Below are 20727 nucleotides of genomic sequence, written 5' to 3'. Positions count from 1 at the left end.
GAAAGGACCTTCACACATCTCGACCTTGTCACCCTTTAGCGGGAAATGCGCGGTTTTCTTGGTGACGTAAAATTACGAACACGTGTTCGATGAATGGATGTATTGTGGAGGGGTGTCCGAGACTTTCCTTCCTGAGTTGCCGCAGGAGTTGTGGCGTGCCGGCAAGGTGGAGCTTGCGCATGGTGTGCAGCAGTTCTTGCGGGTGATGCGGGTGGCTTCTGCGGGGTTGGGGCAGTTTTTGGCGGAGGTGGAGTCTCGGGGTGTGAAGGAGTTGTTCGGGTATGGGTCGACGGCGGCGTGGTTTGCTGATGTGGCGGGATTGTCGCGGGGTGAGGCCAGCCCGATGGTGAGTCGGGCGATCGCGTTGAACTCCACTCGGAATCTGGACGGCACCGAGGTTCCCGCTGTGGCGCCTGCGACGGCGGTGGTGGCTGCGGAGGGGGTGATCGGTGAGCATCGGATCGATCAGATCTTGGAGATCATGAAGAAGATCCCGGCCGACGCCGCTGTGGAGGATCGGGAGAGCGCGGAGAAGATCCTCGCCGATCTCGCCCGTAACGCGGGTCCTCGGCAGTTGGTGGAGGCCGAGCAGAACATCGTGGCCTGGCTCGACCCCGACGGGAACGAACCGAAAGAGCCCGAACCGAAGCAGCCGCGCCGGGAAGTCACGCTGGAGCGCCGCAAAGACGGGTTCTGGAAGCTGACCGGTTTGCTGGATGATGAGCTGGGTGCGCGGACGGCGGCCGCGTTGGAGGCGTATGCGAAGCCGCGTCCGGTGGACGAGTTCGGGCAAGCCGACCTGCGCATGAAATGCGAACGCCAAGGTGACGCCTGGGCCGAACTCCTTGACCTGGCGATCGCCTGCCCGGATCAGCCGGGCACCAGCGGGTACGGACGTTGGTGCATGTCACCATCGGGCTGGAGGAACTCAAGACCGGGATCGGGAAGGCGTGTCTGGACTTCGTCGGCACCATGACCGCCCGCGAGGCGCGGATGGCCGCGTGCGACTGCTTGATGCTGCCGGTGGTGATGAACGCCGCCGGGGAACCCCTCGACGTGGGACGGCTACGACGCTTCGTCACACCCGGCCAGAGACGAGCGCTCAACATCCGCGACCGCGGCTGCGCCTTCCCGGGATGTCATCGGCAGCCCAAGAACTGCCACGCCCACCACATCGAGCACTGGGCAGACGGCGGCCCCACCGACCTCCGGAACCTGGTCCTGCTCTGCGGCTTCCATCACCGCCTCATCCACCACGGCGACTGGCAAGTCCACATGGCGCCAGACGGGCTACCGGAGTTCATCCCACCCCAATACTTGGACCCGCTCCGAAGAACCCGACGCAACACCCACGCATGATCCGAGGAGCCCGCCGACCACACCGGCGACGGGCCCCTCGGCATGCCTGTGGACGGTAGCGGGTCGGATGGGTCGCGAGTGGCGACTCCGGTTCCGGCAGAGGTGTCCTGAAGGCCACCTTCAGGACGTTCATCGCCTCAAGGGTGGCCTTCAGGGCGATCGGCACAGCGTGTCCTCAGGTCACACCCCAGTTCGACCGCAAACCGCCAGTCCACGCCTTTCCCGGGGCCGGAAAAAGAAAAGGTCCCGCTTCCGCTCAGCGAAGGCTGGGGGTTCCTGCGAGCAGGAAGCGGGAGTTTGTGGCCGGTACGGGGGCCGCCTCTCGGCGAGTGGCTCGACACGGCTCCGGCCGAACCGGTATTCCGTGAAGGCGAGGGTTGAGGCCCGGGGGCACCATCCGTACCGACACTCTCTACAACGCACCACTCCGGAAAATGTTCCCCGGCGCCGAGCCCGAATAGACGTGACGCGCGTCTACACACGAATGGACCAAAAAGACCCGTCCCCGCCCAGCGAAGGTCTGGGGGTTACCTGCGAGCGGGAACGGGAGCCAACACTTTGCATAACGCGCCAACCCCCATAAATGTTCCCGGTGAAACCCTTACGGAACAGTGACGTGTGTCAAGCCGAACAAAAAAGACCCGCTCCCGCTCAGCGAAGGTCTGGGGGTTACCTGCGAGCGGAAGCGGGAGCAAAGGTCGATACGGTTGGCCGCCTCTCGGCGAAAGGCGCTCCATGGCTCCGGCCGAACCGGTATTCCATGAAGGCGAAGGTTGAGGCCCGGGGGCACCATCCGTACCGACACCCTCTACAACGCATCACCGCGCGAAATGTTCCGCGCCGAAACAGTGACGCACGTCAACAGATCAACGTGCCGACGCTCAACAGGGCGGCGGAACCAGCTCGATCAGTTCCTCCGGCGCGGAAAGCCGCCACGCCTCGTAAACCAGTTCGGTCAGCTCGTCCGCCTCTATCCCGTCCAGGTGCACGACCACCCAGCCGAATCCCCCGGCGGTGAATTGCACCTCGAACACGTCCGGGCGCTCCGCCACCAGAGCTTCCTGTTCGGACAGTGTCTGCTTGAGACCGACGGTCTGGGTTCGCGGCCAGTAATAGCCGAACCGCTTCCCCCGGACGCTGTACGACTCCCACTCCTTCGCGTCGGAGCGTTCGACGTCGGCGAGCGCCTTCAGCATCAGGTGGAACTCGGCACTCGCCACACTCATCGTGAAAACCCCCGGGATCCCCGTCTTCCTGAACGGGCACAGTCTAGATGTCCGGCGGAACCCGCCGTCCCGGCTCCGCCGCACTACGATGCGTGAGGAGATCCACTCGACGCGGGGGAGCTGCGAAATGGACCGACCGGTCACGGCGGCGGAACTGTTCGACGCCATCGGTTCCGCCTACGACGACGTCTTCGGCCGGGCACCGGTGGTCGACAAGGCGGTACGGCAGCTGCTGGACACGTTGCCGCCGTCGTCGAGGGTGCTCGACATCGGCAGCGGAACCGGCAGGCCGGTAGCCGAGGACCTGTCGTCGGCCGGGCACCGGGTGACCGGGCTCGACGTCTCGCCGGTGATGATCGACCTCGCACGCGCGCAGGTTCCCGCCGCCACCTTCGTCCACGCCGACGTACGCCGGTGGACCTCGCGGCCCGAGTCCTGGGAGGCCGTCTGCGCCTTCTTCCCGTTCTTGCAGATGCCGCGCGCGGACACCGAAAAGGTGCTCGCCGACATCGCCCGGTGGCTGGCGCCGGGCGGGCACTTCTCACTGGTGACTGTGCCGCGGGACGCCGAGGACGTGCCCGCGGAGTTCTTCGGCCACACCTTCCTCGAAACCAGCTTCGCCCCGGACGACCTCGTCCGCCGTGTCGAAGCGGCCGGGCTGGAGGTCACCGGGACGGATTCGGAGATCTTCACCGCGGACGAGCCCGGCACGCCGCCGGAGGAACACCTGCTGATCACCGCGCGCCGACCGGGCTGACCCGTGCCCGTCATCAGTGTGATCACCCCGATCCACCCGCCGAGCCTGCCGCATCTGGCCGAGGCGTACGGATCCCTGGTGGCGCAGGAACTCCCGCCCGGCTGGACTTGGGAGTGGGTCGTGCAGGAGGACGGCGAGACCGGGCTGCTCGACGGCGCCCTCTCCCCCGACGAGCGGGTGCTGCCCGGTTCGGGCCGCCGGGGCGGTCCCGGGGTCGCGCGGATGATGGCGATGTCCCGTGCTTCCGGGGAACTGATCAAGGCGCTCGACGCCGACGACCTCCTCGCGCCCGGCGCGCTCGCGCGCGACATCGCGGCCCTCGCCGATCCGGCCATCGGGTGGACCACCTGCCGGGTCCTCGACCTCTTGCCGGACGGGACCACGGCTGGCGTCGACAGCGACCCCGAGGAGGGTCCCATCGAACGCGGCGCGATCCTCCGGCACTGGCAGCGCAACGGCTACGTGTCCTCGGTCGTGGCGGGGACGCTGTGCATCCGCCGCGAACTGCTGCTGAAGCTGGGCGGCTGGATGGCGCTGCCCGCTTCGGAGGACACCGGGCTGGTGCTCGCCGCGAACGCCTCCTCGGACGGCTACTTTCTCGCCACCTGCGGCATGTTCTACCGGAAATGGGACGGCCAGGTCACCGCTTCCGCCGCACACAACGACGGCACGGAACGGCTCGCGCGGATGAAGTTGATCGAGGAGCGGGCCGAGCTCATGCTGGCCGATCAGCCGAGCGCTTCCGCCGTCGCGAGCCAGCCCTCGCGAGCGCTCGGATAGCGGGGAGACCAGCCGGTCGCCTCCCGGTACGCCGCGTTGCTGACCCGGATCGACCGGGTCAACGAGGTCAGCCTGTCGCCCAGCAGCAACGCCGCCCGGCCGGGGCCGCGGGTCCACTGCCGTCTCCCGGCGGCGGCCGCCAGCGCGGCGGTGTAGTCGCGTTTGGTCAGCGGCTCGTCGTCGACGACGTTGTACACCCCGGCCGGAGCCTTCAACGCGGAGACGACGGCACTCGCCGCGTCGGTCATGTGGATGGACGACACGTAGCCGTCGAGCCGGCCCAGCGCCGCGCCGATCCCGAGCCGGGCTTGGCCGAGCAACTGCTCGCTGTGGGCCGCGCCGGGTCCGTAGAACCAGCCGAACCGCAGGACGACCCCGGTCCCGCCCGCCTCGGTGAACCGGTTCGTGCTCGCTTCCGCGGCCAGGTTCCCCAGCGCCGCCGGGTAGCGCTCGACGGGTACGTCCTCGCGGATCCACTCGCCGCCGCGATCCGGGTAGATCATGCAGACCGACTCCTGGATCATGCGCGTCACGCCCGCTTCGAGGGCCGCGTCGGCCACGGCCGCCGACCCCTCGGTGCGGACTCGCTCGGCGGCCTCCCACGCCTTGGTGGAAAGGAAGCGGGACATCGACGGCAAGGACGAAGCCAGGTTGACGACGGCGTCGTGTCCGGCGAACACCTCGGCGAGCGCGTCCCGGTCGAAGAGCGAGACGGTGACCGGCTTCGCGCCCCGCTCGCGGAGGACGCCGGCCTTCTCCGAAGTGCGAGCGAGCGCGGTGACCTCGTGTCCGGCGGCCACCAGCGCGGGGACCGCGTGCCCGCCGATCGCCCCGGTTCCCCCGGTGACGAAGACCTTCATGGCTCGCAAGGCGACCCCCTACAGGTCGATACGGACGTCCGGTGACGCGGCGACGATGTCGAGCAGCGCCTTCGCGCACAGGTCGCGGGTCTGGTCCCGGGTCAGCCGCCGGTGCTTGAGCCAGTCGAGGCACACCGCGACGACGAAGGCCAGCCAGCCGCGGACGGTCACCCGCAGGGTCTCCGGCGGGTGACCGTCCGGGCACAGCACGGCCAGGATCCGGCGGCCCTGCTCGGCGAAGTTCCGGTCGAGGATCGCCTGGACCTCCTCGACCGCGATCGCCGTGCCCGCGTGGAGCGCCCGGTAGCCGTCGTCGTTCGCTTCGACGTAGCGCAGGTACGCGTCGAGTCCCGCCATCAGCTGCTCGGCGACCGGCAGCGTCGGATCCGTCCTGGTCATGTCGAGCAGACGTTCACCCTCGGCCTTGATGACCTCGGTGACGAAGTCCTTCTTCGTCGGGAAGTAGTGGTAGAGCAGCCCTCGGGACACCTCGGCGATGTCCGCGACCTGCTCGATCCACACGTCGTCGTACGGCCGGTCCGCGAACAGGCGGGCGCCGATCCGCAGCAGCTGTTCCCGCCGCTCGGCGGTGCTCAGCCTGCTGCGGGACTTCCCGGAAGTGCTCGGCGCCATCCGGCCATCGTACTTACTTGACACGGGTTCAGTAACAGGCCACGCTCGCTATTGGATGTCGATTCAACAGCGCTCACCCCCTGGAGGGGCTCGATGGCCACCGCACTCCCCCATCCCCCACGCCGGATCCCGCTGATCGGCGACGTGCTCGGCGTTTCGCCGAAGACCCCGGTCCAGGACTCGATGCGGCACGCCGCGGAACTGGGGCCAGTCTTCGAGCGCAAGGTGTTCGGCCGCCGGATCGTGTTCGTCAACGGCGCCGAGATGGTCGCCGACCTCTCCGACGAAAAGCGGTTCGCGAAGCACGTCACGCCCGCGATCTCGAACCTGCGCCCGCTCGGCGGCGACGGGCTGTTCACCGCGCGCAACGAGGAGCCGAACTGGCGGCGCGCGCACGAGATCCTCGCGCCCGCGTTCAGCCGCAACGCCATGCAGCGCTACCACCCGACGATGCTGGCGATCACCCGCGAACTGCTGGACACCTGGGACAGGGGCGGCCAGGTCGACGTCGCGGACGACATGACGAAGCTGACGCTGGAGACCATCGGGCGGACGGGGTTCGGCTACAGCTTCTCGTCGTTCGAACGCGACGAACCGCATCCGTTCGTCGCGGCGATGGTCCGCACGCTGCGGCACGCGCAACGGCTGGCGATCCAGCCGCCGGTCATCGGCCCGCTGCTCAGCCGGAAGGCCAACCAGCGCAACGAAGCCGACCTCGCCTTCCTCCACTCCGTCGTCGCGGAGGTCATCGAGGCGCGCCGGCACGACACGAGCACCGAAGACCTGCTCGGCCTCATGCTGAACACCACGCAGCCGAGTACCGGCGAGGCGCTGGACGAGGTCAACATCCGGAACCAGATCATCACCTTCCTGGTGGCGGGGCACGAAACCACCTCGGGCGCGCTGTCGTTCGCTCTCTACTACCTCGCCCGGAACCCGGACGTCCTGGCCCGCGCGCAGTCCGAAGTGGACAAGGTGTGGGGCGAGAACCCGGATCCGTCCTACGAAGAGGTCGCCAAGCTCCGCTACGTCCGGCGAGTGCTCGACGAGGCGCTGCGGCTCTGGCCGACGGCTCCCGCGTTCGCCCGCCAGGCCCAGGTCGACACCGTCGTCGGCGGCGAGTACCCGATGAAGAAGGGACAGTGGGCGCTCGTCCTCATCCCGGCGCTGCACCGCGATCCGGTCTGGGGAGACGACCCCGAGTCGTTCGATCCGGACCGCTTCGCCCCGGATCGCAACCGTGCCCGCCCGGCGCACGTCTACAAGCCTTTCGGCACCGGCGAGCGCGCCTGCATCGGACGGCAGTTCGCGCTGCACGAGGCGACGCTGGTGCTCGGCATGCTGCTGAGCCGGTACGACCTGCGCGGAGACCCGTCCTACCGGCTGAAGGTGCAGGAGCTGCTGACACTGAAGCCGGAGGGCTTCACGCTCGACGTCTCCCTCCGCGACCGCGCCACGATGGCCGTGACCGCCTAGCTTGCGACAGGCTTGAGCTGCCCGTCGAAGAGGGCGTCCACCAGGGCGCGGGAAACGCTCGCGCCGGTCAGCGCCCGATAGACGATGGGGCCGACGACGGCGTCGATCGCGGCGTCGAGGTCGAGCCGGGGTGAAACCTCGCCGGCCTCGACGCCGCGGGCGAGCAGGTCTCGCTCCAGCTCCCGGCGCGGGCCGAGATAGCGGTCGTGGAGGCTCTTGGCCGTCTCGGGGTTGTGCTGCGCCTCGGCGATGAGCGCGAGCAGGACCTTGCCCGCCGGGTCGCGAGTCACGAACCGCGCGTAGCCGCGGAAATAGCCAAGGACGACGTCCACGCCGGTCTTCTCCGGGACGGCGAACCGCTTTTCGCTGTCCTCGATGAGCGTGTCGAGCAGGATCTCGACCTTCGAGGGCCACCACCGGTAGATCGTCTGCTTGGCGACGCCCGCCGTGCGCGCGATCGCTTCGATGGTCAGCTTGGCGAAACCGTGCTCGACGAGCAGATCGTCGGCGGCGTGGAGCACGGCGAGGCGGGCCGCTTCGTCGCGCTGATTGCCGGAGCGCGCCCTGCGGGGCCGCGAATTCACGGCGGGCATGCGGGCCACAGTACCGGCCCGCCGGGTCGCGCTCGGTTCTCAGGTGTCGTGCTACTGTCTAGACGCAACGTCGCGTCTAGACAAATCTTCCGATCACCAAGGAGTTCTCCGTGTCCGATACCCCTGATCGTCAAGCGCTCGTCATCGGTGCCTCCCGCGGCCTGGGACTTGTCCTCGCCGAGGAACTCGTCCGGCGCGGCAGGCAGGTCATCGCCACGACGCGCACGAGCGGCGGCGAGTTGCAGGCGAAGGCCGACGCGTCGAACGGACGCCTGCGGGTCGAATCGCTGGAGATGACCAGTGACGACCAGCTGGCCGCGCTGCGCGAGCGCCTGGGCGGCACCGAGCTCGACCTGCTGTTCGTCAACGCCGCGATCGATCGCGGGAACCTGCCGCTCACCGACGTCTCGACCGAGACGTTCGCCGAGGTGATGATCACCAACGCGTTGAGCCCGATGCGCGTCCTGGAGGCCCTCCGCGACCTGATCGTGCCCGGCGGCACCGCCGCGATCATGTCCTCCCGGCAGGGCAGCGTCGAGCTGAACACCAGGCCCGGCTTCGAGTTGTACAAGGCCAGCAAGGCCGCGCTCAACCAGTTGATGCGCAGCTACGCCACCCGGTACGCCGAGGACGGCCAGACCAAGCTCCTCATCCATCCCGGCCACAACCAGACGCCGCTCGGCGGTCCCGGCGCTCCGCTCACCGCGGCGGAGAGCATGCCCGCCGTCGTCGACGTCCTCGAAGCTCAGGCCGGTGCGCCGGGTCTCCAGTTCCTGGATCTCCACGGCAAGGTGGTGCCCTGGTAGAAGCCGGTCACATCTCCTCTCCGGGATCCGTCAGTGCGGTGAGAGCAAGACGAAAACCCTGGAGGAGAACGAACCATGGAAACCCGGATCCCGAACCCCGCCCTGGCCAACCCCGCCACGCTGAAAGCCCTGATCGCGCTGGCGGAGTCGACCGGCGACACCGGTGTCCCGAAGACCACGCACTACCTCATGCACGTCCGCGCCAGCCAGATCAACGGGTGCGGCGGCTGCCTGGACATGCACACCAAGGAAATGCGCAAGGCGGGCGAGCCCGACGAGCGGATCTTCACCGTCGCCGCGTGGCGCGACACGGCGTACTTCACCGACGCCGAACGGGCGGCGCTCGCGCTGACCGAGGCGCTCACCCGGATCGCGGACCGGCCCGACCCGGTCGACGACGAGGTCTGGGGCGAGGCCTCTCGTCACTACGACGAGAGGCAGCTTTCGAGCCTGGTCCTCTCGATCGCCGCCATCAACACCTGGAACCGGCTCAACGTCGCCACGCGACAGGTCGCCGGCGCCTAACGGGCCTGCCGTAGCTCCACACAGCACTCGGCCGCGCCGGGAACGAGGGCGGCTTCCACGTTCCCGGCGCGCACGCCTGCCAGGAAACCGGACAGAAAGGCCTGGTTGATCCCGCAGACCAGCTCCGGCGACTCGGCCGCCAGCGGATGGAACGGGCAGTTCCGCAGCCGGACACAGGTCGCGGTGTCCCGGCTCGGCTCGAAACCGTAGCGGCGAAGCACCCCTTCGGCGACGGTGAGCGCGCGTTCCACGCCGAGCCTGCCCGGCCGGGTCCGCGCACGTTCCTCTTCGCCCGCCGCGAACCCGCGCTCCCCCGCGACCCGCCGCACCGCGTCCCGCGCGGTCTCGCCGGTCCCTTCGGCGAGCACGGCCTCGGCGAGGATGCCGGCCAGGACCTCGTGGCGGCGGGCGGGAATCTGCACCTGGATGGCGTCGTCGACCGGTTCGTAGACCTTCGGCCGCCGCCCCACCTTCACCACCGGGCCCGCGGCGAAGCCGAATCTGAGCAGCCCGGCCGCGACCAGCTTGTCGAGATGGAAGGCGGCGAGCTTGCGGGAGATCCCGACCGCGGCCGCCGCCTCGTCCCTCGTCACCGGACGCCGCGCCTGCCGGGCGTAGGCGTACATGCCACGCCGGAGGTCGTCGTCGAGCGCCGCCACCGCGGCGATGGAAGGGACGTCGAAGCCGTCCGGATCGGACACTGTCACGTACACCACGATATCGCCCATCTCGACCGGCGGAACATTCTGAACTGCGGATCTACCATGTAGGCTGAACCGGCGGGCGATAAAAAGCCCATAAATCTTAGTCGAATAGCACTGAGTCGAACAGCTCTGGGGATCGCGGTCAGCCTAGGAGGCCTCATGTCCACTCCCGCCTTGCGTGTCGTGCACGAAACCGGGCCTGGACCGGACCTGGAGGCCGCCGAGGCCGCGGCCGCGAACCTGCTCACCGCGCTGGGCATCTCCCTCGACTCCGAGAGCCTCCGCGGCACCCCGGGCCGGATGGCGCGCGCGTACGCCGAGCTGTTCACGCCGCGGTCGTTCGACCTCACGACCTTCCCCAACGACGAGGGATACGACGAGCTCGTCCTCGCCAGGGGCATCCCGGTGCGGTCCGTCTGTGAGCACCACCTGCTGCCGTTCGTCGGGGTCGCGCACGTCGGGTACCTGCCCGGCGAACGGATCCTCGGCCTGTCCAAGCTGGCCAGGATCGTCGAGCACTTCGCCTGCCGCCCGCAGGTCCAGGAGCGCCTCACGAAGCAGGTCGCCGACTGGCTCGACGAGCAGCTCCAGCCGCGCGGTGTCGGCGTGGTGATCGAGGCGGAGCACTCGTGCATGACCCTGCGCGGCGTCCAGGCCGCCGGTTCGAGCACCGTCACCTCCACCCTGCTCGGCACGCTGCGCGAAGACGCCCGTTCGCGTCAGGAGTTCTTCGCCCTCACCGGCATCAACGGCTGACGGCGGGTTCCTGCGCATAGGCCGCGGAGACCACCGCGCGGTCGAACACCCGCCAGGTCACCGCGGAAACGATCACCGCCACCACGAATCCCGCCCAGTACGGCGTCGTCAGCCCGAACTTCGACGCCACGGCGCCGCCGAGCAGCGCGCCGACACAGTTCCCGCCCGCGACGACGAACAGGCTGGTGCTGCCGACGCGGCCGAGCATGTCCGGCGGGGTGAGCCGCTGGCGCAGGGAACTGGCGACGATGCCCCACAGCGCGCCATGGACCCCGAACAGGAACAACGTCGCGCCGACCACCGGCGCGCTCGTGCTCGTCGCCAGCACCAGATGGGTCCCCGCCTCGATCACCAGGCCGATCCGCAACGTCCAGGTCGGCGTGCACCAGGCGATCAGCCGGTCCCCCGTGATCGAGCCGAGCAGGCCGCCCACCGCCATGGCGGTGAAGAGCAGGCCGTACCCGACCGCCCCCAGCTGAAGGCGCTCCTTCGCCAGCAGGACCAGGACCGAGGTGGCCGCGACGAGCGTCAGGTTCAGCAGGCCGATCAGCCCGACCATGGTCCGCAGCAACCGCTGACCCGCGAGCCAGCGGAACCCTTCGGCCGCCTCCGACCGGATCGAGCGACGCTTCACCGGCCCGCCCGAGTCGTCACCGGGTCGCGCCCGGTAGACGCCCCCGATCAGGCCGAGCAGCAGGGCGCTGACGGCGTACGTGCCGGCGTTGACGAAGAACGGGATGCTCGCCGCGACACCGAACAGGAATCCGCTCAGCGGCCCGGAAAGCATGCCTTGCGCCAGCGTCGTCCCCGCGTACAGCCGCCCGTTCGCCCGCTCCAGCAACGCCTTCGGGACGATCGACGGCAGCATCGCGCCGCCGGCGGTCCGGAACACGACCTCGCCCGAATTGATCACGAAGAGGACCGCGTACAGCAAGGCGACGCTGACGTTGCCCGTCGTGATCGCGACGGCCAGCAGCGCGACGGCGGGCACGCGGATCCAGTCGAGGGTGACCATCAGTTTCCGCCGGTCGACCCTGTCGACCAGCACGCCGCCCGGCAGCGCGAAGAGCAGCCAGGGCAGCCATGCCACCGCGAACCCGCCGGACACCACGAGCGGGTCGTCGGTGCGGGACGCGATCAGCAGCGGCGCCGCCACCGTCGCGAGACCGCTGCCCAGCGCGGAAGTCGTACTCGCCGCCCAGATCTTCGCGTATCTACCGTCGAGCTTCTCCCCAGCCATGAGATCCAACGTAGCGATCCGTGACCGAGCGGATGCGGGGTTTCACCCAGAGCTGAGTGGGCGCCCCCTAGACTGCCCCTCCGTTCGGCCTTGGGAGGGGACCACGAATGGTGCTGGTGCGCGACGTCGATCCATCGATTCTGTTGGTGGGTAAGACGCAAGGGGAGAATCCGGGCCCATACCTGCCCCGGGACATCGACCAGCCGCTCGTCGAGGCGCTCCAGACCGCGCAGTTCACCCTCGTCGTCTACGAGATCTACTCGGGCGCCAGGCGATCGGCCTGGGAGGCCTTGACCGTCACGTTTGGCGGAACTGAACTGGTCATCGACCCGGGGATCGACGACCTCCTGGCGGACCGGGGCGACGGCCCGGCGGTGCTCTGGCTCGACAGGAAGCTGTCTCAAACCCTTGGACGCGACCCCGCCGTGGTGGCCGAATGGCTGCGGAGGGACGCCGGGCGCCGAGTTCTGGGCCTCGTCGGAGACAGCCAGTACGAGCATCCGGGCCTGCGTGCGGCGATCGACGAACTTCGGCCGGCGGTCCTCCGCATGGGCCCGGAACTCTCGGATCGGGAACGCGGCCTCGCCAACGCGATGTTCCCCGGTTTGAAACCTGTCCGCACGATCGACGAGATCCGGGCCCCGAACCCGTTCGCCGCCCACGTCGCCGATTACCGGCCCGACACCGACGACGGCATCGACCGGCTCGGCATCGGCACCGACGTACGCATGCTTTCCGACCTGGTCATCTCGCGGATGATCACCCCTCCCCTGTCGATCGGCCTGTTCGGCAGCTGGGGATCCGGCAAGAGCTTCTTCATGCGTCAGATGCAGTCGCGCGTGCGCGAACTCGCCGATTCCGCGCACAAGGCCGAGATCGCGGCCGACAGGCACGGGAAATCCGTGTCGTCCTACTGCTCCAGCGTCCGCCAGATCGGCTTCAACGCCTGGCACTACAGCGAAGCGAACCTGCTCGCCAGTCTCGCCACCCACATCTTCGACAACCTCGCCGCGAGCGGCGCCGAGAACGACCTCCAGCGACAGGCCGACGCGCTCGCGGAACGCCGCAAGACCGAGAAGACGCTCATCGGCAGGCTCAGCGCGGTCCGCCTCGAACGCAGAACCCTGACAGCGCAACAGAAACAAGCGAAACGCAGGCGACGAAAGCCGCGCGAGTACGTCCGCGCGGTCTTCGAAAGCCTCACCGAGACCGACAAGGCGTGGATCGCGTCCAGGCTCGGTGTCGACAGGCCGACCGCCGAGGATCTCGAACGGCTGGCGCAGGAGACCGGCGGGCTGCGTTCGGACGTCGCCGAATTCTGGCGACGGCTGCGGCAGGATCCGGTTCCCCTGCTGGTCCTGATCGGCGGGCTGGTGACGGTCCTGGTCGTCACGCTGCTCGTCGGCCGGTCGCAGTTGTCCGGTGTGCTCGGCGGGCTCACCGTGGTGAGTTCCGCGCTGACCGTCGTGCTGCGGATGCGCGCCAGCGCGGACCGGATCCACCAGGCGCTCGACAAGCTCGGCGGTCCGTCCGAAGAGGACGAAAAGACCGAGCGGCGCCTGGCGGAACTCGACGCCGAGTCCGACAGGCTCGAAAAGGCGGTCGCCGAGCTGGCGCCGGGACTGGACCTCGTGTCGTTCGCCGAGTCCAGGGTCTCGGACTACGTCGAGCATCTGGGCGTGGTCTCGCTGCTGCGCAAGGATCTCGAAACGTTCGCGACCATGCTCGCCGAGGTGCCGCACGGTTCCGGGAAGATCGAGCGGACCGTGCTCTACATCGACGACCTCGACCGCTGCCCGCCCAAGGTCGTCGTCCAGGTGCTCGAAGCCATCCATCTCCTGCTGGCGCTGCCGGTGTTCGTCGTCGTGGTGGGCGTCGACTCCCGATGGCTCAAGAAGGCCGTCGAGCAGCACTACGAGGCGATGCTCGGCGACGACCCGGAAACCTTCGCCGAGAACTACCTGGAGAAGATCTTCCAGGTGCCGTTCACGTTGTCCCCCATGGACGATCCAGGGTTCGCGGGGCTCGTGCGCGGGCTCGCGGCCGGTGCGGGCCAGGACGCCACGCCGGAGCCCACGCCCGCCCGAACGGATCCGGCCACCGGCGACCCCGCCCCGGTCGCGGAAGAGCCTCCTCGTCGCGAGGAAGCACCGCCACCGTCGTCCGAACAGTCCACAATAGACCTTCGCCCTCCTCGACTGGTGATCTCGACGGCGGAACTGGACTTCCTGCCGACGCTGGCCCCGCTCATCCGCTCCCCGCGGGCGGCGAAACGGCTCCTGAACCTGTATCGCCTGCTGCGGGCGCGTTTCGCCGGAGACGACCTGTCCGAGTTCCTCGACGGCAACCGCGAAGCACCGTTCCGCGCGGTGCTGGTCCTGCTCGCGATCCAGGTCGGGTATCCGGAGACCGTCTCGTGGTTCGCCGCTCTCGCCGGGACGGATCCCGAGGACGGCGCGCTCGGCGTCGTGTCCGGGCTGAACGACCACGAACTGCGGCCGAAGCTCGAACGCGGCCTGTCCGGCGGATCGTGGCCGGAACAGGCCGCGTCCTATCAGCGCTGGCTGCCGTTGGTGAACCGGTTCTCGTTCGCCCGCGACGACTGATTCCGCGACCGCTCGATGTCGGGCCCGCGGTAGAGCCGCTCCGGGATCTTCGCCAGCGTCGACGGGTGGACCAGCGGGCCGAGGCCGTAGAGCTTCTGGAAGCTCATGATCAGCGGCCGCCACCGGTCGGGGTCGATCCGGTCGTCGGTGCCCGGCATCCGCACGTCGTCGTGGACGTGGACCCGTTGCACGCGGACCTCGAACACCAGGATGCCGCCGCGTTGCGCCGGGTCGTCCTCGGCGAGGGGATGGAAGGCTTCGACGACGGCCTCCATCGTCACCGGGCATTCCGCGACCCGCGGCGGCGCGACCGTTTCCGACGCGACCGGGGTGAGCCCCGCCTTGCCGAACTTGTCCGGTTCGTACCGATACCCGCGCTCTCGCTTGCGACCGGGGACGGGATCCGAGCCGGTGGTCAGCGCCAGCCTGTCGACGGCGGCCGCCATGGCGTCGGAAGGGAGATTCAGAACACATTCACGGTTTCGCATGAGATTCTGGGCGGTCTTGGATTTCGCGCCCAGTCCGAGCATGCCGCGCCACCCGAGCCAGAACGCCGACGACATCGGCGCCAGGTTCGGGGTACCCGCCTGATCGACCGTCGAGAGGAGCACCACGGGGGTGCCGAAGTAGAGAATTCCGGGCTCGATACGGGTGTGCGCGGTCTCGGCCGCCGACGTAGTAACTGTCACGTTCGCCAGCTTCGCCGTGTCGCGCGCCGAAGGCTGGCGTGAATCGGACGTCGCGATCATTCGCTTTCCTCAGACGGCTAGCCGGTGTCCGAGCGCTTACCCTTTCGAAGGCGGTTCCCTTGGGCGAGCGCGAACTCGCGGTCGTTCGGAGTATTGCGTTCGGCCGATTGCTGGTAAGTTCGCCGAACTCGATCGACGAAGGAGGCGCCGGCAGCTGCCCGGTCAACACCCGAACGCGCGTGGTGAGGCGAATCGCATGCGAGACGATGTGGTCCAGGCGAGCTCGATTCTCGGGCATGCTCCCGGCCAGGTTTGGGAAGTCATCGGCGATCCCGAGTCCTATTCGAGGTTCGTCGCGGAGGTCAGCTGGTGCGAGATCCAGCAGCCCGCCGAACGCGGGCGCGGCCCGAAGTGCCTTGTCCGGCTGGAACCGCGGCCGGGCACGCTGGTCGTCGGTGAGATCGAAGCCCGGGTCTGGCGGCCCGGCGAGCACGTCGTCTGGTGCGGCGTCGAGGACGACGGCAACTGGCTCTCGATCGAGCTGCGGCAAGCTCCCGAGGGCGGCACGGAACTCGTGGCGCAGCTGATGCTTCCGGCGAAGCACGCGCAGCTGGTGTCCGCGTCGTCGTTCAAACGCGGCATCCGCGCGATGACCCGGCGGATCGATCTGCACCTCTCCGGGCGGGCGGCGCCACCTCAAGAGGAACCGTCGCCCACCAAGGCCACCACGCTGCACACGGCGAGCACGCTGATCAAGGCCGGGGTGATCGCGGCCGCGCGGCCGGACAAGATCGCGCGACAGCTGACTTCGCTGTCGCAATGGGGCGCCACCGTCGCAGGCGGCTACGGCGCGAACGCCGCCCGTGTGCCGGACGACGTCGCGCTGCACGACGAACGCACCATCCGGACGTTCAAGCAGACCGCGGACCGCAGCAACCAGCTCGCGAACGCGCTCGCGGCCCGCGGGGTCCGCTCCCGTGACCGGATCGCCTTGTTGTGCCGCAACCACGCCACGATGGTCGAGTCGCTGATCGCGTGCAGCAAACTCGGCGTGGACGCGATCCTGCTCAACACCGGGCTTTCCGCCGGCGCCGTCGCGGACGTCATCGGCCTGCACAAGCCGGTCGCGGTACTCGCCGACGACGAGTTCTCACAGGTCATCGCCGGGATCCAGGGCGACTTCCTGCGGTTGTCCACCTGGCCGGAGACCGAGAACGGCTACTCGACGATCGACCAGTTCATCGCCGGGGTGCCCGCCACCAAACTCAAACCGGTGGACCGGATCGGCAGGCTCGTCGTCCTCACCTCGGGTACCACCGGAACCCCCAAGGGCGCACGCCGTCCGACGCCGAAGGGCCTCGCGACGTCGGCCGCCATGCTGGACCGCATCCCGCTCCACAGCGGAGACCGTTTCGTGGTCGCCGCGCCCCTGTTCCACAGCTGGGGCCTTGCCGGGATGCAGATCGGGATGGCCGTCCGCGCGTCGCTGTCGCTGATCCGCCGCTTCGACGCCGAAGAGATCCTCAGGACCATCGCCGAACACCGCTGCGGCGTGCTGTTCGCCGTCCCCATCATGTTGCAGCGCATCCTCGATCTGCCCGAACGGATCCGCGCGCGGTACGACCTGTCGTCGCTGCGGATCGTCGCCAGCAGCGGATCCGCGTTGCCGGGGACGATCGTCACCGAGTTCATGGACACCTTCGGCGACGTGCTCTACAACTTCTACGGCTCCACGGAGGTTTCGTGGGCCAGCATCGCCACGCCGGAGGACCTCCGCGCCGCGCCGACCACCGCCGGCCGCTGCCCGCCCGGCACCCGCGTCGCCATCCTCGACGAGGACCACAACCGGGTCCCGCCGGGCTGGGAAGGCCAGATCTTCGTCGGCAACGACATGTTGTTCGAGGGCTACACCGACGGCGCCAGCGTGCCCCGCGCGGAAGAACTCATGGCGACCGGCGACGTCGGCTACCAGGACGCCTCGGGACGGCTCTTCGTCACCGGCCGCGCGGACGAGATGATCGTGTCCGGTGGGGAGAACGTGTCCCCTCGCCCGGTCGAGGAGGCCATCGCAGCCCTGCCCGGCGTTCACGAAGCCGCCGTGATCGGCGTGCCGGATCGCGAGTTCGGGCAACGGTTCGCGGCGTACATCGTCCCGAAACGCGGCGCCCGGATGAGCGCGGACGACGTCCGCGCCTACATCCACCGGCGGCTGGCCCGCTTCGCCGTGCCCCGGGACGTGTACTTCGTCGAAGAGCTGCCGCGCAACGCGACCGGCAAGGTGCTCAAGCGGTTGCTCAAGGACGAGACCTGGCCGATCGACCAGTGAGGTCCTTTGTGGACCGATCACGACCCGTGCCGCTCCCGCAGGAGAAAACGCTGGATCTTCCCGCTGGGCGTCTTCGGCAGCTCCGGAACGAAATGGATCTCGCGGGGATAGGCGTGCGCGGCGAACCGGGTCTTCACCAGCTGCTGCAACTCGGTCACCAGCGCGGCATCGGCGGAGGATCCGTTCCGCGCCACCACGTACGCCACCACCACCTCGCCCCGCAGCTCGTCCGGGACACCGATGACGGCGGACTCGGCCACGGCATCATGCTGCTGCAGAACGCTTTCCACGTCGAACGGGCCGATCCGGTAGCCCGCCATCAGGATGACGTCGTCGTCTCGTGAGGCGAAGGTCAGGTAACCGGACTCGTCCTTGGCGGCGACGTCGCCGGTGTAGTACCAACGGCCATCCGGACTGAAACGCGCGGCGGTGCGCTCGGGTGCGTCACGGTAGCCGCGGAACCACACCAGCGGGCTCGCCGGGAGGTCCAGGGCGACGCGCCCGCGTTCCCCCGGCTCGGCCACCACGTCGGCGTCCTCGCGGAGGACCTCGACGGCGAAGCCCGGCAGGACGCGTCCCATCGAACCGGGTTTGACCTCCGAGCGGAGGTCCGGATGCCACGCGTTGCCCACCACCATGCCGAGCTCCGTCTGTCCATAGTGGTCGTAAACGCCTACGCCGAGCTTCGACGACGCCCAGTCCAGGACATCCGGGGTCAGCGGTTCGCCCGCCGACGAGCAGTGCCGCAGGCGGAGACCGTCCGGCACCGGGGCCGTCGAGTTCCGCAGCGCGCGGTACACCGTGGGCGCGGCGGCGAAGTTGGTGACGCCGAACCGTTCCAGCACCGCCCACGTCAGTTCGGCGGAGAAACCCGCGTGCAGCAACAAGCTTCGCCTGCCGGTCGCCATCGGCGTCATGATCGCGTAGTACAGACCGTAGGCCCAGCCCGGGTCGGCGGCGTTCCAGAAGACGTCGTCGGCCTGGACGTCGAGCGCGAAGTCCTGGTACGCCTGGAAACCGGCGAGCGCGCGGAGGGGAATCGGGACGGCCTTGGGCGTTCCCGTGGTCCCGGAGGTGAACAGCTCGACCAGGACTCCGGAGCCACCGGTCACCGCCGCACCGGGCAGCGGCGCGGCGCCGGCCAGCAGCTCCTGGAACGACAGGTCGCCGTCCTCCCCGTCGCCGACGACCACGATCCGCCGCGCCGGGTCGGCGGGCAGATCCTCGGACCGTGTCAGTTTCGCGCGCTGACCGGCGTCGGCGATGACGACCTTCGTGCCGTTGCCGGTGACGCGCAGCGCGATCGCGGGCGGCGCGAACGCGGTGAACAGCGGGACGTGCACCGCGCCCAGCCGCCAGATCGCGAGCAGCGCCACGACCAGCTCCGCCGACTTGCCCATCAGGGTCGCCACCCGGTCCCCGGGTCCGACACCGAGGCCGAGCAGCGCCCCGGCGAACCGTTCCGACTGCTCGCGCAGCTCGCCGTAGGTGAGATCGTGGCTGGTCAGCTCCGCTTCGACCACGGTGAACGCGACCGCCTCCGCCGGATGCCGGTCGCACAACAGCGTCGCCGCACTCGCGTGCTCGTCGTCGTAGACCTCGAGCAACCGCCGGACGTGAGCTTCGGTCATCGTTTCTCCCGGACGTTGGCGAAGGCGTACAGTTCCGGGAATCGTGCGGGCGGGCCCGATCCGCCCACCACCCCCGATCGAGGGGGATCACCGAGGAAGGTGAACCGATGCCGGTCGACGACGCCCAGCTCCTCGGCGCGGTCTCGGACCTGCGCCGGGACACCGGCCTGCCGGTCGGCTTCGCCGGGATCGCCGGTACGTCACCCCGGATGCGGCTGACCGCGTTCCTCGGCAACCGGGGCACTTCCCTGCACGGCCTGTCCGTCCGCGCGGGTCTCGGCCTCGGCGGCAAGGCGCTCGCGCTGACCCGGCCGGTCGTCGCCAACGGCTACCACAGCGCGACGACGATCAGTCACGACTACGACGAACCGGTCCGCGCCGAAGGCATCCACTCGGTGGTCGCGATCCCGGTCGTGGTGCGCCGGCGCGTCCGCGCCGTGCTCTACGGCGGCCTGCGCGACGAGGCCGTCCTGTCCGATCGGACGATCACCGCCGCGCTGCACGCCGCGCGCGACCTCGAACAGACGCTGGCCGTCGAGGACGAGATCGAGCGGCGGCTGGCCGAAATGAAGTCACTGACCGAGCACCGTGAGACGTCCGCGCCGCGCGAACGGCTACGCGAGGTCTACGGCGAACTCCGCGTGCTTTCCGGCCAGCTCGCCGACAGCGATCTCCGCGACCGCCTCGACGCCGTCCGCGAAAGCCTCATCGACGCCGCTCCCCCGGTGGTCGGCCTGGCGCCGAGGGAACTGGACACCGTCGCCCTCGTCGCGCTCGGCCTGACCAACGCCGAGATCGCGCACCGGCTGGGGCTGACCGCGGAAACGGTCAAGAGCTACCTGCGGGACGCGATGCGCAAACTCGACGCGAGCTCCCGGTTGCAGGCCGTGACACACGCGCGGCGAGCCGGCCTGCTCCCCTGACTCAGCCCGCGGGGACGGGCGAGACCGAGGAGATGCAGTACTTTTCGCCCGCCTCCCGCCGGATCTCCATCGTCCCGTTGTAGCTCTCGCTGTGGTCCAGGGTGCCGGTCATCGTCACCAGGATCAGGTCCGGGCTCATCGCACGCGGGTCTTTCGCGGTGAGCGACGCGTTGCGGTCGCCGTACTCCTTCGCCGCCTGACGGACCTTGTCCTTGGCGTCCGCGCAGGCCGACTCGGCGGCCTTGTCGGGTTCGTCGCCGAACACCGCGAGCATGAACTTGCCCGCCAGGACCGGACCCCAGTCGAGGCTGAGCGGGGTCTCCGACGCACTCGCCGTCTTCGAGGACTTGTTGTCGCTCAACAGGAAACCGGGCGCCACGAACGCGAGGATCACGAAGACGACCACCACGAGCGCGACCCCGCCGCCGATCAGCCCGATCAGGAGGCCGTTGCCCTTCTTCGGCGGCTGCTGCCCCGGGAACTGCGGCCCACCGTAACCCGGCTGCGGGTAGCCCTGCTGGGGATACTGCTGCTGCGGGTACTGCTGGGGAGGCGGCTGCTGGGGGTAGCCCTGCTGCGGATGACCCTGGCCCCACTGCGGTCCTTGCGGTCCCTGTGGATACGACATCGACGCTTCCTTCCCCGAGCAACCCGTGCGCCGGAAATCTACCGTCCCCTTCGGACAGTCGAAAACCAGCTCCGCCGTGCCAGCGGATAGGTCGAGAGAGGCTGTCCGTGAAGGCCTCCTTGAGGGACTCTGGGTCCCTCAAGGAGGCCTTCACGGACAGCCTCTAACCCCGAATCGCCACTCACGACTCACCCCCCCCATTTGTCACC

Annotated in this window: 18 protein-coding genes and 1 pseudogene; 10 read left to right on the top strand and 9 right to left on the bottom strand. The window is 69.0% G+C overall.

From position 1 onward, the window contains the following. Positions 1-112 precede the first annotated feature (112 nt). A pseudogene (locus tag AB0N89_RS20550) lies at positions 113-1359 on the top strand (DUF222 domain-containing protein). Between the two features lie 881 nt (positions 1360-2240). Here AB0N89_RS20550 and AB0N89_RS20545 read toward each other — a convergent pair. After that, on the bottom strand, positions 2241-2585 hold the full coding sequence (locus tag AB0N89_RS20545; RefSeq protein ID WP_364206664.1) for an MmcQ/YjbR family DNA-binding protein: 345 nt from the start codon (positions 2583-2585) through the stop codon (positions 2241-2243). Positions 2586-2712: 127 nt separating this feature from the next. Here AB0N89_RS20545 and AB0N89_RS20540 point away from each other — a divergent pair, with 127 nt between their 5' ends. Together AB0N89_RS20540 and AB0N89_RS20535 are read left to right on the top strand one after the other, a co-directional pair. Beyond that, positions 2713-3342, top strand: coding sequence for a methyltransferase domain-containing protein (locus tag AB0N89_RS20540; protein WP_364206662.1), 630 nt, complete (start codon positions 2713-2715; stop codon positions 3340-3342). A gap of 3 nt (positions 3343-3345) precedes the next feature. Then, positions 3346-4122: a glycosyltransferase gene (locus AB0N89_RS20535; protein ID WP_364206660.1), complete on the top strand. Its 777-nt coding sequence runs from the start codon at positions 3346-3348 to the stop codon at positions 4120-4122. Here the strand turns inward: AB0N89_RS20535 and AB0N89_RS20530 are convergent. Further along, complete coding sequence (locus tag AB0N89_RS20530; RefSeq protein ID WP_364206819.1) at positions 4071-4982, bottom strand: NAD(P)-dependent oxidoreductase; 912 nt, start codon at positions 4980-4982, stop codon at positions 4071-4073. The genes AB0N89_RS20535 and AB0N89_RS20530 overlap by 52 nt on opposite strands. An 18-nt stretch (positions 4983-5000) precedes the next feature. After that, positions 5001-5615 carry a TetR/AcrR family transcriptional regulator gene (locus AB0N89_RS20525; RefSeq protein ID WP_364206658.1) on the bottom strand — a complete coding sequence of 205 codons (615 nt, stop codon included), beginning with the start codon at positions 5613-5615 and terminating at the stop codon, positions 5001-5003. 93 nt (positions 5616-5708) lie between these two features. Here AB0N89_RS20525 and AB0N89_RS20520 point away from each other — a divergent pair, with 93 nt between their 5' ends. Further along, positions 5709-7091: a cytochrome P450 gene (locus tag AB0N89_RS20520; RefSeq protein ID WP_364206656.1), complete on the top strand. Its 1383-nt coding sequence runs from the start codon at positions 5709-5711 to the stop codon at positions 7089-7091. Here AB0N89_RS20520 and AB0N89_RS20515 read toward each other — a convergent pair. Beyond that, positions 7088-7684: a TetR/AcrR family transcriptional regulator gene (locus tag AB0N89_RS20515; protein ID WP_364206654.1), complete on the bottom strand. Its 597-nt coding sequence runs from the start codon at positions 7682-7684 to the stop codon at positions 7088-7090. The two genes, AB0N89_RS20520 and AB0N89_RS20515, sit on opposite strands and share 4 nt — an antisense overlap. A gap of 110 nt (positions 7685-7794) precedes the next feature. On the opposite strand from AB0N89_RS20515, the gene AB0N89_RS20510 reads away from it, so the two are divergent. Together AB0N89_RS20510 and AB0N89_RS20505 are read left to right on the top strand one after the other, a co-directional pair. After that, on the top strand, positions 7795-8490 hold the full coding sequence (locus AB0N89_RS20510) for an SDR family NAD(P)-dependent oxidoreductase (RefSeq protein WP_364206652.1): 696 nt from the start codon (positions 7795-7797) through the stop codon (positions 8488-8490). Positions 8491-8565: 75 nt separating this feature from the next. Continuing rightward, positions 8566-9015 (top strand): carboxymuconolactone decarboxylase family protein, encoded by a 450-nt coding sequence (locus tag AB0N89_RS20505; RefSeq protein WP_364206650.1) that lies wholly within the window; start codon positions 8566-8568, stop codon positions 9013-9015. Here the strand turns inward: AB0N89_RS20505 and AB0N89_RS20500 are convergent. Continuing rightward, the gene (locus AB0N89_RS20500) at positions 9012-9743 is read right to left on the bottom strand and encodes a transcriptional regulator (protein ID WP_364206649.1); all 732 of its coding nucleotides are present in this window, start codon (positions 9741-9743) and stop codon (positions 9012-9014) included. The two genes, AB0N89_RS20505 and AB0N89_RS20500, sit on opposite strands and share 4 nt — an antisense overlap. A gap of 135 nt (positions 9744-9878) precedes the next feature. Here AB0N89_RS20500 and folE point away from each other — a divergent pair, with 135 nt between their 5' ends. Further along, on the top strand, positions 9879-10475 hold the full coding sequence (gene folE, locus AB0N89_RS20495; protein WP_364206647.1) for a GTP cyclohydrolase I FolE: 597 nt from the start codon (positions 9879-9881) through the stop codon (positions 10473-10475). Here the strand turns inward: folE and AB0N89_RS20490 are convergent. Continuing rightward, positions 10465-11715 carry an MFS transporter gene (locus AB0N89_RS20490; RefSeq protein WP_364206645.1) on the bottom strand — a complete coding sequence of 417 codons (1251 nt, stop codon included), beginning with the start codon at positions 11713-11715 and terminating at the stop codon, positions 10465-10467. The two genes, folE and AB0N89_RS20490, sit on opposite strands and share 11 nt — an antisense overlap. A 146-nt stretch (positions 11716-11861) precedes the next feature. On the opposite strand from AB0N89_RS20490, the gene AB0N89_RS20485 reads away from it, so the two are divergent. Further along, the gene (locus AB0N89_RS20485; protein WP_364206643.1) at positions 11862-14321 is read left to right on the top strand and encodes a P-loop NTPase fold protein; all 2460 of its coding nucleotides are present in this window, start codon (positions 11862-11864) and stop codon (positions 14319-14321) included. Here the strand turns inward: AB0N89_RS20485 and AB0N89_RS20480 are convergent. Next, positions 14270-15070, bottom strand: coding sequence for a flavin reductase family protein (locus AB0N89_RS20480; protein ID WP_364206641.1), 801 nt, complete (start codon positions 15068-15070; stop codon positions 14270-14272). The two genes, AB0N89_RS20485 and AB0N89_RS20480, sit on opposite strands and share 52 nt — an antisense overlap. Positions 15071-15266: 196 nt before the next feature. On the opposite strand from AB0N89_RS20480, the gene AB0N89_RS20475 reads away from it, so the two are divergent. Next, positions 15267-17336: an AMP-binding protein gene (locus AB0N89_RS20475; protein WP_364206639.1), complete on the top strand. Its 2070-nt coding sequence runs from the start codon at positions 15267-15269 to the stop codon at positions 17334-17336. 17 nt (positions 17337-17353) lie between these two features. Here AB0N89_RS20475 and AB0N89_RS20470 read toward each other — a convergent pair whose 3' ends face one another. Beyond that, the gene (locus AB0N89_RS20470; RefSeq protein WP_364206637.1) at positions 17354-18967 is read right to left on the bottom strand and encodes an AMP-binding protein; all 1614 of its coding nucleotides are present in this window, start codon (positions 18965-18967) and stop codon (positions 17354-17356) included. Between the two features lie 107 nt (positions 18968-19074). Here AB0N89_RS20470 and AB0N89_RS20465 point away from each other — a divergent pair, with 107 nt between their 5' ends. Continuing rightward, positions 19075-19890 carry a LuxR C-terminal-related transcriptional regulator gene (locus tag AB0N89_RS20465; RefSeq protein ID WP_364206635.1) on the top strand — a complete coding sequence of 272 codons (816 nt, stop codon included), beginning with the start codon at positions 19075-19077 and terminating at the stop codon, positions 19888-19890. A 1-nt stretch (position 19891) separates the two neighbouring features. On the opposite strand, the gene AB0N89_RS20460 is transcribed toward AB0N89_RS20465, so the two are convergent. Further along, on the bottom strand, positions 19892-20518 hold the full coding sequence (locus AB0N89_RS20460) for a hypothetical protein (RefSeq protein ID WP_364206633.1): 627 nt from the start codon (positions 20516-20518) through the stop codon (positions 19892-19894). Between the last annotated feature and the right edge of the window lie 209 nt (positions 20519-20727).

The organism is Amycolatopsis sp. NPDC089917, from assembly GCF_040684635.1.
Classification (GTDB): domain Bacteria; phylum Actinomycetota; class Actinomycetes; order Mycobacteriales; family Pseudonocardiaceae; genus Amycolatopsis.
Note: the sequence above shows the minus strand (reverse complement) of the source record. Positions and strands in the feature narration are given on the sequence as shown.